Annotated in this window: 11 protein-coding genes; 6 read left to right on the top strand and 5 right to left on the bottom strand. The window is 40.3% G+C overall.

The window, feature by feature from the left end; all coding sequences use genetic code 11:
• Positions 1-111 precede the first annotated feature (111 nt).
• The 3 genes from mtaB to BM291_RS08700 all read left to right on the top strand — a co-directional run bounded on the left by mtaB (position 112) and on the right by BM291_RS08700 (position 4,443).
• Positions 112-1,431: a tRNA (N(6)-L-threonylcarbamoyladenosine(37)-C(2))-methylthiotransferase MtaB gene (gene mtaB, locus BM291_RS08710; protein WP_092896340.1), complete on the top strand. Its 1,320-nt coding sequence runs from the start codon at positions 112-114 to the stop codon at positions 1,429-1,431.
• 290 nt (positions 1,432-1,721) lie between these two features.
• A complete protein-coding gene (locus BM291_RS08705) occupies positions 1,722-3,731 on the top strand; it encodes an alpha amylase C-terminal domain-containing protein (RefSeq protein WP_092896338.1) in 2,010 nt (669 codons plus the stop codon).
• A 34-nt stretch (positions 3,732-3,765) separates the two neighbouring features.
• Positions 3,766-4,443 carry a DUF6503 family protein gene (locus tag BM291_RS08700; RefSeq protein ID WP_092896336.1) on the top strand — a complete coding sequence of 226 codons (678 nt, stop codon included), beginning with the start codon at positions 3,766-3,768 and terminating at the stop codon, positions 4,441-4,443.
• Between the two features lie 118 nt (positions 4,444-4,561).
• Here the strand turns inward: BM291_RS08700 and BM291_RS08695 are convergent, their stop codons facing one another.
• The 4 genes from BM291_RS08695 to lpxK form a co-directional block, all read right to left on the bottom strand.
• Positions 4,562-5,806 carry an ABC transporter permease gene (locus BM291_RS08695; RefSeq protein WP_092896334.1) on the bottom strand — a complete coding sequence of 415 codons (1,245 nt, stop codon included), beginning with the start codon at positions 5,804-5,806 and terminating at the stop codon, positions 4,562-4,564.
• A 106-nt stretch (positions 5,807-5,912) separates the two neighbouring features.
• On the bottom strand, positions 5,913-6,524 hold the full coding sequence (miaE, locus tag BM291_RS08690) for a MiaE family protein (protein WP_175499671.1): 612 nt from the start codon (positions 6,522-6,524) through the stop codon (positions 5,913-5,915).
• Between the two features lie 2 nt (positions 6,525-6,526).
• Positions 6,527-8,488: a putative porin gene (locus BM291_RS08685; RefSeq protein ID WP_245786811.1), complete on the bottom strand. Its 1,962-nt coding sequence runs from the start codon at positions 8,486-8,488 to the stop codon at positions 6,527-6,529.
• Complete coding sequence (gene lpxK / locus BM291_RS08680; RefSeq protein ID WP_092896332.1) at positions 8,489-9,544, bottom strand: tetraacyldisaccharide 4'-kinase; 1,056 nt, start codon at positions 9,542-9,544, stop codon at positions 8,489-8,491.
• A gap of 39 nt (positions 9,545-9,583) precedes the next feature.
• On the opposite strand from lpxK, the gene BM291_RS08675 reads away from it, so the two are divergent.
• From BM291_RS08675 to BM291_RS08665, 3 genes are all read left to right on the top strand, one after another.
• Positions 9,584-10,684, top strand: coding sequence for a Nif3-like dinuclear metal center hexameric protein (locus tag BM291_RS08675; protein WP_092896330.1), 1,101 nt, complete (start codon positions 9,584-9,586; stop codon positions 10,682-10,684).
• Positions 10,685-10,687: 3 nt separating this feature from the next.
• On the top strand, positions 10,688-11,476 hold the full coding sequence (locus BM291_RS08670; RefSeq protein WP_092896328.1) for a zinc ribbon domain-containing protein: 789 nt from the start codon (positions 10,688-10,690) through the stop codon (positions 11,474-11,476).
• Positions 11,477-11,589: 113 nt separating this feature from the next.
• Entirely contained in the window at positions 11,590-12,003 is a 414-nt protein-coding gene (locus BM291_RS08665; protein ID WP_092896326.1) for a hypothetical protein, read from the top strand.
• Here the strand turns inward: BM291_RS08665 and BM291_RS08660 are convergent.
• Positions 11,987-12,610 carry a histidine phosphatase family protein gene (locus BM291_RS08660; protein WP_092896324.1) on the bottom strand — a complete coding sequence of 208 codons (624 nt, stop codon included), beginning with the start codon at positions 12,608-12,610 and terminating at the stop codon, positions 11,987-11,989. The genes BM291_RS08665 and BM291_RS08660 overlap by 17 nt on opposite strands.
• Positions 12,611-12,660: the final 50 nt, after the last annotated feature.

Raw genomic sequence — 12,660 nt, 5'->3', positions numbered from 1 at the left:
GTAAAAACGGACCATTCTCAGAAAAATGAGGTGAATACCGAAGGAAAATTGGGAAATTGAAAACATGCGAAGATTAATTACCTTTGCAATCTCATTGTCAGAAGCGTAATTGTGAAAAAAGTAGCCTTTTATACACTAGGATGTAAGCTAAATTTCTCCGAAACCTCCACTATCAGTCGCCAGTTTGAAGAAAAAGGCTATCTGAAAGTCGATTTTCAGGAAAACCCCGACATTTTCATCATCAACACCTGCTCAGTAACCAAGAATGCAGATAAGAAGTGTAAGAAGATTGTAAAGGAGGCTAAAAAAATATCCCCTAATTCATACGTCACCATTATTGGATGCTATGCTCAGTTGAAGCCACAGGAGATTTCCGAAATCGAAGGAGTAGATGCCGTACTTGGTGCTGCAGAGAAATTCCGTCTAATTGAGCTTTTGGATGATTTTGCAAAAGCTCAGGAAACAAAAGTCTTGGCCTCGGAGATTCAGGAAGCTACGGTATTTAATAACGCCTATTCTATTAATGACCGTACACGTACTTTTCTGAAAGTTCAGGATGGATGTAATTACGGTTGCGCATTTTGTACTATTCCACTTGCCAGAGGTAAAAGCAGAAGTAATACTATAGAAAGTGTAGTACAATCCGCCCACGAGATTGCCGCTACTGGCGTGAAAGAAATCGTTCTTACTGGTGTAAATATCGGCGACTTCGGTATTGTTGATGGTAAGAGAAATGAAAGATTCGCAGACTTAGTATATGCTTTAGACGAAGTAGAAGGCATCAATCGACTGAGAATATCTTCTATCGAGCCGAACTTGCTAACCAACGAGATCATCAGCTTTGCAGCCCAATCCAAACGCTTTGTTCCGCATTTTCACGTACCGCTGCAATCAGGTTCCAACACCATTTTGAGAAAAATGGGCAGAAGATACCTTCGCGAACTTTATGTGGACCGTGTCACCAAGATCAAAACACTCATGCCTCATGCATGTATAGGAGTAGATGTGATCGTCGGATTCCCAGGTGAGACGGATGAGCTTTTCCTCGAAACCTATAATTTCTTGAATGAACTTGACATTTCGTATCTACACGTATTTACCTATTCAGAGCGAGCAAATACCCGAGCAGCAGAAATGGATGAGGTCGTTCCAATGAAAAAGAGAAACGAACGCTCCAAAATGCTTCGTATTCTTTCGGAGAAAAAGAGAAGAAAATTCTACACAGAGAATCTCGGCCAAACCTTTACTGTCCTCTTCGAGGAAGATGTAGAGGATGGTAAAATCCATGGCTTTACTGAAAACTACATCCGTGTAGCTGCCAAGTATGATCCAATGCTGATCAATGAATTGAAACAAGTCACCCTAGATCAGATCAATGACAAAGGAAATGTAGAAGTGCTGGAGCCAGAATTTGTGTTCGAAAAGCACTAAAACACTACTATATAGTAAACTACAAACAGCCCGGAGAGATACTTCTTCGGGCTGTTTGTTTTTGGAGTCAAAAGACTAAATCTTCAAAAGTCTAAGAATGCTAATTACCTACTAAACTTTATAAGTGCTTATTCGACATCTTGCAGACAACAGGTGGGAATTTGATTCGATGCTCAATTTAAGGCGCTATGGACTTTAGTATATGCACAGGATTAGCCTGAATAAATTTAACATGCATGATTGCGGGTACTCAGATTTTTCTAAATTCAAATCAGCTAAAAAAACAATAGGTGGAAAATTCACAAAAAATCGCTTTAATTCGAGAAGAAACTTGGCTTGCCCAATACGAACCACAAATTCAACGTAGGTTTGATCGGTATCAGGAAGCAATTCGAGAAATCGATGATTTCAGTGGAAACATTCTCGAATATGCCTCCGTCCACAATTTTTACGGGGTACACTACGAAGCATGGAGAAAAGGCTGGGTATATAGGGAATGGGCACCAGCGGCCACACAACTCTATTTTTTTGGTGATTTCAACGACTGGGACCGAAGCGCACATCCCATGAAAAAAAGTGGTCGTGGCGACTGGGAGATTTTCTTGCCTTTTGAACAATACAAAGACAGTTTCACCCATGGCAGTAAGGTGAAAGTCCACGTTATCGCCGAAAACGGCGCTTTGGACAGAATCCCGGCTTATATCAGACGAGTAATTCAGGACGAAATAACACATGATGTCGCTGGGCAACTTTGGTTTGCAGAGAGTTTTAAATGGACTGATCATTCTTTCACCACGAAGAACAGCCTCAAGCAACCTCTAATCTATGAGTGCCACGTGGGGATGTCTCAGGAGAAACTGGGAGTTGGCACTTATCAAGAATTTGAAGAACTAACACTTCCTAGAATCAAAGCTGCTGGATATAATACCATCCAAATGATGGCTGTAATGGAGCATCCATATTATGGCTCATTCGGTTATCATGTCTCTAATTTCTTTGCACCAACCTCACGATTTGGCACTCCAGAAGAGCTCAAGTCCATGATCAATAAAGCGCATGAGATGGGTATCGCAGTGGTAATGGACATTGTACATTCTCATGCCATCAAAAATGTAAACGAAGGACTAAATGAGTTTGATGGCAGCGAAAACCAATATTTCCATCCTGGAGATAAAGGATATCATGAAGCATGGGACTCTAAAGTTTTCGATTATGCCAAGCGAGAAGTGCAGCAATTTTTGCTTTCAAATATTCGCTATTGGTTGGAAGAATTCCACTTTGATGGATTTCGTTTCGATGGCGTTACTTCTATTATGTATCATCATCATGGGTTATTCATGGATTTTGACTCAGTCGATCTGTATTTTGATGAAAACGTAGATGAAGATGCTGTACTATACCTGCAGCTAGCAAACACATTAATTCATAACCTCAATCCTCAGAATATTTCTATAGCAGAAGATATGAGTGGGATGCCGGGCCTTGCCAGACCGATAGCGGATGGCGGAATTGGGTTTGACTTCCGCATGGCGATGGGAGTGCCTGATTTTTGGATTAAAACCCTTAAACATAAGCAAGACGAAGAGTGGGACATGTTCGAGCTTTGGCATCAATTAACTAATCGTCCTCAAGCTGAAAGGTCTATAGGTTATGCAGAAAGTCACGATCAAGCCTTAGTAGGTGATCAAACACTAGCATTTCGCCTGATGAAAGAAGACATGTATTTCTCCATGTCTCTCCTTCAGCAAAATTTGGTGGTAGACCGAGGGATTGCGCTGCATAAATTGATCAGATTGATCACACTCACGCTGGGAGGTGAAGGCTATTTGAATTTTATAGGAAATGAATTTGGTCATCCTGACTGGGTGGATTTTCCTAGAGAAGGAAATGATTGGAGCCATCAATATGCTCGAAGGCAATGGTCACTAGTCGATGATCCTTTACTTCGCTACGGACAGCTGGATACTTGGGACAAAGCAATCATCAAACTGGCAACAGACTACCAACTTTTGGCTTCTGCTCCTGCTGTGCAACTCCAACTAGATCCTGATAAAAAGATTTTGGCATACGAAAGAAGCGGATTGATTTTCGTGTTCTCCTTCCATCCTACTGAATCATTTTTTGGGCTACCAATTCATATCAAAGATGCTGGAGAGTACAAAATTCTTCTCAACTCAGATGAAAATAAATTCAGTGGGTTTGAAAGATTAGATAGTAAAGTACACTATTTCACAGATGAGCATCAGTGCATCAAACTATATGTTCCGAATAGAACTGTGTTGGTGCTGGAGAAAAATTAAGGCAAAAATCTAAGCCGTGCTCGAACAGCTATAAATGACAAAATACCTTTACCTAGTCTTCCTTATTTCTGCATGCAGCACAAATCCTTCTGGAAAGCAGGTTTTGAAAAAGAGCATAGAATTCCACGACCCAAATAGCAATTGGAATAGTTTGCTGGAAAGGTTCAGTCTCCAAAGTGATTTTATCTATCCTGAAACTGCTCTCTATAACCTTCTCATCGGACTAGACAATCTAAACAAGCGAGTATCCTACTCAAACGAAACTTTAGCACAACGTGTGGATTTTACAGACACGACCTGTGTGGTAATATTGGGTGACAAATCATGTGAGCAAACTGCTTGGACAAAGAATTTCTACCACTTTATCTTGGGTTTACCCATGACCCTTCAAAACGATGAAGGGATCATTCAAGAATCAGTTGAACCAATGACTTTTCATGATGAAGCATCCTATAGAGTAGCTGTTGATTTTGAAAAGGAAAAATGGCACTTCTATTTCTCGAAAGCAGATTATCATCTTGTGGGCTTTGCTTTCAACAAAAATTTTGAGTCCAAAGCAGAAGAAATCCGTACTAATGGATTGATCGAAATCGCAGGAATGAAACTACCAAAAACTCGATCATGGTGGATCACAACAGATTCAATTCGCCCTATCTACTCCGGAAGAGATGAAATAATGGGTTCTTCTTCCTGGGAAAAATTGACTAATTAATCCAAAGGGATGGAGCTTATTATAGTCAGCTAGCATGCAATTTCCCAACTCCTCGAACACCAAAAAAGCCAGAGATTCATGAATCTCTGGCTTTTCAATTTTTACAAAAGTTCTATAATTACTCGTATCTCAAGGATTCGATCGGGTCTAACTTGGATGCTTTGTATGCTGGAAAATATCCAGACATCAGGCCTACTACTATGCAAATCGCAAAGGCTATTATCATCCAAAGCCAAGGAATTAGGAAACCGCCTACTCCGATGACAAGTGCTATAATATTTCCAATGGAAATACCCAAGAGCACTCCCATAGCCCCACCTATAATACAGATCATAATGGCTTCCATAAGAAACTGCTGCCTGATTCTAAGCGGTGTAGCTCCTAGTGCCTTGCGGATGCCGATCTCTCTAGTACGTTCAGTTACGGAAACTAGCATAATGTTCATCAAACCAATGGAAGCTCCTAGCAGCGTAATAAACCCTATACCAAAACCTCCCATTCTAAGATATCCTGCTACCTCCTCCAAACTTTCTGCTACAGACTCACTTTTGGTCAAGTCAAATGAATCGTCTTGTGCCACTCGATCTTGACGGATTTCTCTCATCATTCCTATGGCCTGTCCCATTTCATAATCTATCCGCTCAGGACCAGAGGCTACTCCAGTAATACTATAACTGAAATTACCTCTTTTATCCAAACGACTGGCATTTTCAATTGGAACCAAAATCTGTCTGTCCGCGCCAGAATCCTGACCTACTCCTCCTTGCTCTTCAAGTATCCCTACAATAGTATATGGTCTCCCTAAAACAGTGATTTTTTGATTTAAAGGATCTTCACTTGCTTCAAAAAGTGTTGTTCCAAGTTCTTTCCCGATGATGCAAACGTTATAACCATTTTGAATTTCCATACTACTGAAATTCCTACCTGACTCAAGCTTCATCGCTTTAATGTTCAAATAGTTATCATCACCACCACGAACACGAACATTTGGATTGGTAGTTTTAGAGCCTCGCTTGATCTCAGCATTCCCCGTTACGGAAACGTAGACAGTGGAAATCCCAACACTATTGTACTTCTCTTTGAAGTTCATCACTTCACGAAAAGTAAGTTTAGGATAAGTTTTCTCTGACTTACCATCCTGAATTGCTCTACCGCCACTAAATCCTTTATTTCTTATATCGAATGAGTTTGCCCCCAAACCCGAGAAGCTATCTGCTATTTGAGCTTTAATTCCATCTATGGCAGTCAGCATACCTACAAGGGATGAGATACCAATTGCAATGATGGCACCCGTCAGGATTGTTCTCAGTAAATTTACTTTTACGGAGCGGACAGCTTCCCGTACATTTTCGATCAAATTCATAGTGTGTTCATATTAGAACGACTTTCTTGCGCAATCGCGGCTAGATAAGTCAAGTATAAATAATTACAGGGGAAATGACTATTCAGTAAGAAAATTTAAGATTCCCTTAATGAATTCTATCACCTCGAACTTCAAGGTTCCTCATCACTTCAGCTTCAAAATCAAGCCATTCCTGCCATCTCTCATTCACTACCTGAGGATCTTCATATTTTTTAGCCAGCTCTATAAAAGTCACGAAATGTCCAGCCTCAGAAACCATCAATTCATAGTAAAACTTTTGTAGCTCTGGATCTTCCAATTGAGTTGAGAGCAACTTAAATCGCTCACAACTTCTTGCTTCAATCAAGGCATTCATCAACAATTGTTCTGTCAGCTGCTGGATTCTGCTTCCGCCCTTCTTTGAAAAATTCTTAAGTTGAAGGGCATATTCATCTCTTCTAACAAATCCAAGCTTCAAGCCTCGCTTGCGCATCTGCTCAAGCACCCGCTCAAAATGCCCCCACTCTTCTGCAACAATTGGTGTAAGCGTATTCACTACCTCCTCTTTATCATTGAATCTCACAATGATGCTAATACAGGACGAGGCTGCTTTTTGCTCGCAGTAAGCATGATCGGTCAACACATCCCCCAATTGCATCTCTGCTATACTGGCCCACCGTGGGTCGGTTGGCAGCTTTAAATGCAACATCTTCTGTCTTGTACTTTCCTCCCAACTCATCATTAATCAAATAAATACCAGGTGATTCCCAGATCAATAAATGACTTGTAGCCTGTATAATCTGGAGTTATAAAATATCCTTCCTTGTTCATCAAACCACTATTGAGGTGATTGTATTTGAGCAAAACACGAGTTCGATTAATACGGAAATCAAGGAAAACATCTGCTACAGGATAAGCATAGACATTGAAGCTATTCTGAAGGTAAAACTGCTGAGTAGATGGGAAATAAGCTTCCGCAAAATAATCGGAATGATAACGGATGTCCAGTCCAAGTTGAACATAGACATTGTCGTTGAACATTGGACTATCGAAGTAAAACTTGGTGTTTCCGTAGAATTTAGGAATTCTAAATTTATCGCTCGCTTCACCAGAAATCTGAGTGTATATCACCTCAGTATCCCACTGAAATTTCCGACCGATACGCACTTTAGCTTTCAGCCCTGGAATCAACATAAATGCTTCTCCACTAGCTTGCTCAGCTTTACGGTCTTCATTGAAATAAACGTAGTTATTTACTCTATTAATTGTCACAGAAGGCCGAAGCTGGATTTTATCAAAATCCAACTTTAAAACTCCACGAATCTGATCTACTCCTACATTACCGAAATCATTTTCCCATTGGTAGTGATTCCCGTAATACATCTGTTGCATGGAAGTAGGTTTATAAACAGCCTTGGTATAATCCACCTCAAGCCAAGGAGAAATAAACAATCCATGTAACTTGAATGCTCCAGGAATCAAATATTCCCCATCGGCACTGATAGACCATTTATCAGAAATCTTACCTATCAACTCTCCACCCAAATAAACCTCATTGAAGTTATTTTTATCAGGATAAAAAGTGCTTTTCATCCTGCCTGCCCTAAATTTTGCGTGAGCATTATAATAGAATCCCTTGAAGCTGCCTTTAAAGCCGACTTCATTGCCCCACTCTTTGAAATCACTATAGTTCCTCGTCGTATCCGACTGAGTGTTCTCCAACGTTGCATTGAGGCGAGTACTTGGATAGAAAAGGGAATCACTTCCAGTCAAGGCCGCAGTTAAAGTGAAGTCCTTATTCTTTTGATCAAAAATATGATAGATCTGCAACTCATCCCTGACACTATACTCGTGATAGAACCTATACTCTTGTCTCAAATCACTCGCTTGCGTATTACTCAGCCATACTTTAGCATCTTCGTAGGTAAAATAGACCGAAGTGGTATCAATCCCCGGAGGAATAATACCTCCTATTTCGTTGACCTTGTGGAGCATCCTGGAAAAGTTGCCCAAAAACCAATACTTCCCATTTTCCGAGCGATAATTAGTATGAAGGGAATAGGAAGTTTGTGACACCATATTATCATCCCTTGCCACTGGATTCAATGTCTTTCTCGCTCTTATCGTATGCAAATCAAACCCTACATTCCATCGAGAATTAATATTCCTTGCAAACGCCAAATCCAGCATGTTTCGTTGTCCTCCACCGAAGAACGCTGACATTTCAGTGAATGGGGATTTGGTATCGAAATACTTGTTATTCTCCGGTGCATGATAATACAAATCGTACGCGGAGAATCCAGATCTAGCCCCGATTACATCAGGTATTTCATAATAAATTGACTTAGTAGCACTTCCTATATTTCCCAAATCCTGATATTTCCAATTGCTTTTACCAACTGGATCATAGTTGTGGAAATTGGTCAGAGCAGTATCCTGAGGATAAAGAATCAGGTTGTTTCGTTTGATATCTTTCTCATAAAAATACAAACTGGTTTTAGGCCCATAAACCATCTTCGTACTATCATCTAATAGAGATCTTCTCCCCACTATGCCTTCCTCCTCTTCATCTGGATCAGTTACCTCTCTATTTCCTTGCTGATTTGTATTCTGTCCAGTTCTGGGAATAGTACGCTGTGCAAATGCGAATTGGACACTCGCAATCGTGAGGAAAAATAAGAAACCGAGAAACCGTTTATTCACTTAGATATTGTCCTTTTTGAAGACCTTTTGATTGATTAATAGTGCCAAAGTTAACTCGTCAGCTGGTGAAAACTTCACTTCTATAGCAAGCACAAAAATCGGAATTTCTTCCAGAAATCCTTTGGGCGCGTTGGATTTAACTTTCACAGCATCTTTTTCGGTCGTAACAACAACGGGATTCTGCGATGCATGTTGCTTCATTGCACTCCGTACTCTATCGAAATCAGTCTCAGAATACTCATGATGATCCGGATAACTCATCACCTCTACTAGCTCAAATTTTTCACTTACAAAATCAATCAGCGGTTGATCGTTTGCGAGGCCTGTAAGCAGTATTATTTTAGACGAAAAAGAAAACGAATCAACCAATGGGGTTGGCATACCATAAGAAATAGATGAAAACAACACGGGTGTATTGGCTTTACTGTAAGTAACTACCTCTCTTTCCAATCTAGATCTTTCGGCTGTATTCAGATTTTCGGGGCATTTAGTAATGACCACTACATCAGCTCTTATTGCGCCAGCTCTATTTTCTCTGAGTCGGCCCATGGGCAAAAGAAAATCAGAAAAAAAAGGACTCTGGTATGTTGACAAAAGAATATTCAAATCAGCGGTCACGTAGCGATGCTGAAAGGCATCATCTAAGATAATTAGCTCTGGTACATCTGACATTTGAGCTATCTTCTCTAGTGCATTCACCCGATCTTCTCCTACAAACACAGAAATCTCTTGACCAAATTTTTGATAAATCTGAAATGGCTCATCACCTATCTGGTCGGGGAAAACCTGTGGATCAGCTTCTAGAAATCCTTTGGTTTTTCGACCATATCCTCTACTCAGCGTGGCCACACGATACTCTTTGTGCAGCATCCGAATCAAAAATTCCACCATGGGAGTTTTCCCTGTCCCTCCTACACTCAGATTTCCGACTAGGATACTTGGTATCGTAGATGACATACTTTTCAGCCAGCCCAAATCGAAAAACCAATTTCGAAGTAGGGTGACCAAATCATACAATAAAGCAAAAGGATAAAGTAAAAAAGCGTACCAGCGCATTCCAGAATTACTATTTTTGATCAAATAAACAGAAAAATTATGGGATACAAGATTAGCGATGTGATTTCCTACTTGGAGCAAATCGCCCCTCCATCCTATCAGGAGTCGTACGACAACGCTACTTTGATCACAGGAGACAGCAATTCCGAAGTGACGGGAATTGTTTGCTCACTTGACTGCATAGAATCTACCGTCGAAGAAGCTATAGAACTGGGCGCCAATATGATCGTGGCTCATCACCCTATCGTTTTCAAAGGATTGAAAAGCCTCACGGGAAAGAATTACGTAGAGAGAACGATCATCAAAGCGATCAAAAATGACATTGCCATCTATGCCATTCACACTAATCTAGACCATGTAGCTCACGGAGTAAATAAGCGGATTTCAGATCGATTGGATCTTCTAGACACTAAAATCTTAAAGCCAAAAAGTCAAGTACTAAGCAAACTCGTTTTTTACGTTCCTGAGCCGGAGAAAGATAAAGTCCTTCAAGCAGTTTATGCTGCGGGAGCAGGCAAGATCGGGGAATACGCAGATTGTTCTTTTCAGGTAAAAGGTACAGGAACCTATACACCTTCGGCAAAAGCTAACCCAACTATCGGAGAGCGCGGAAAAGCTCAAGAAGAACAAGAGATCCGCGTGGAGGTTTTGGTTTCTAACCATGCACTCCCAAAAGTATTGCGTAAAATGCGTGAAGCGCATTCTTACGAGGAGGTGGCCTACTATGTGCAAAGTCTTGAAAATGAAAATCAAGAAGTTGGTGCAGGAATGATAGGAACGCTAACTCAAGAAATGGAAGGCGAAGAGTTTTTGGATTACCTCAAAGCCAAAATGAACCTCGACGTAATCAAGCACACGCAAGTAATTTCTAGGAAAATCTCGAAAGTCGCAGTCTGCGGTGGAGCAGGCATTTTCCTACTCAGAGACGCTATTCGTGCCGGTGCAGACGTTTTCGTCACTGCAGATGTGAAATACCATGAGTTTTTTGATGCGGACGGAGCATTAATTCTCTGTGACATCGGACATTATGAGAGCGAAATTTTCACAAAAGAATTACTCCAAGAGTTATTGTCACAAAATTTTCCTAATATTGCACTCTATTTGACAAAAGTAGTTACAAATCCCTCATCCTACCGATAGTACATGGAAAGTACAGTAGCACAGAAACTCGAAGCTATTCACAACCTTCAACTTTTAGATTCAAAACTAGACGCCATCATCAAGGTTCGCGGAGCTCTTCCAGAAGAGGTTCAGGACTTAGAAGATGAAATTGCTGGTTATGAAACTCGATTGGAGAAATTTCAAAGTGAAATAGATTCTTTTGATAACGAAATAAAGGCGCTTAAAGAAAGCATCAAGGACTCTGAGAAACTGATCAAAAAGTACCAGGAGCAGCAGATGAATGTTCGCAATAACCGCGAATACGATGCTATTACCAAGGAGCTTGAACTTCAGGATCTAGAGATTCAGGTTGCGAAGAAAAAGATCACTGAAGCTGGATATCGAATAGATACCAAAAAAGTGGACTTGGAGGAATTAAGTGCCGTGAAAAAAGATCGTCAAAAAGATTTGGATCAGAAAAACAGCGAATTAACTTCGATTGTTTCTGAAAGCGAATCTGATGAAGCGAAACTTAGCACTGATCGTGAAAAAGCCAATAAGAAAGTTGACGAACGTCTTCTGAAATCATACACTAAAATCAGAGCGAACGCCAAAAATGGCCTAGCAGTGGTAATGGTTAAAAGAGGTGCTTGCGGTGGATGCTTTAATACAGTTCCGCCACAAAGACAGGCTGATATTCGTGAGAAGAAAAAATTGATCGTTTGTGAGCATTGCGGTAGAATCCTCGCTGGAGTTGAAGATGAGGTAGTAGAAGAAGTAGCTCCAAAGAAAAAAAGAGCAACTAAGGCTACTAAAGCCACCAAAGCTTAAGAATAGAAGATCATACGATTTTATATACAAAAAGAAACCCCGGACTTTCAGTTCGGGGTTTCTTTTTATAACTTTTTTGCTTTCAACGTATTAAATTTTATATATTGAGAGCTATGAAAAGTCTTGGAATTCTAACTATAGTCCTATTTCTCTCTCTTTCTGCTTTTGCAGGAGAGACTGAATCCAAAACTTTTTTGGTCTTATTCAAATCAAAGGAATTAAAATCGCTTAATACCTCATTGAAAGACATCCAATCCCAATTTTCTTCTGCTTTCAAAGTAAGATCTTATGCTGGTAATTCTGAGCTTGCGATGATTATCAACATCCCAGAATGCGAATTCGATGCTTGCTTTCTAGGTCAATTTCTAGTCTCACTAGAAAAAGGTGAAGAGATGAAACTTCAGGAGATCGCCTTCCGATTAGTGGATATGACCGCCAACAAAAAGTTCTTGGACAACTACTTAATCGCTTTTGAAGCAAATCAACAAAAGAAGAAAAACGATAAACGCCCTACCCCAGCTCCTTAAGATGCTCGGTATCGTTTCTTTTTAACAATTCAAAAGCACCATCTTCTTTTTGCTCGAGTAGATATAGGCATAGATTTTTATGCTCAAACATATCCATGTGACATAAATCTTGCTTCATAATCAAACTCAAGAAAATGCGCATTGCTCGTCCGTGCATGCAAACCAATATCGTATTTCCAGGTCCTGATATAATCGCATCTATACCTCGCTGCATACGCTTAGCTACTATATTAGGGCTTTCCCCACCCGCAATGCAATAATCTAGATTACCCAGTTTCCATTGCTCCAACATATGCTGATAATATTGATTTTCTTCATGTGACATCGGCAATCCTTCGTAATCTCCCCAAGAAATCTCATTAAGGTCAGTAGTGGAAACGGCAGGAATACCTAAGTCCAAAAAAGACTGAATTGATTGTTTAGTACGCTGAAGACCAGTATAATACGAATGATCAAATGGAATGCTTTTGTAAGCTTCAAAAAATGCATCAGCTTGCTTTCTCCCGTTCGCGTTGATCGGCGCATCGATCCCACTTCCTTGCACTACTCCTTTGAGATTATAGTCAGTTTGTCCGTGCCTAACTAAGTAAATTTTTTTTCGATTCAAGATTATCTATTTTTGTCTGCACCCCAAAGAAAACTCATTTACTTTAAACT

This window comes from Algoriphagus aquimarinus, assembly GCF_900112005.1.
GTDB classification, from domain to species: Bacteria; Bacteroidota; Bacteroidia; order Cytophagales; family Cyclobacteriaceae; genus Algoriphagus; species Algoriphagus aquimarinus.
Note: the sequence above shows the minus strand (reverse complement) of the source record. Positions and strands in the feature narration are given on the sequence as shown.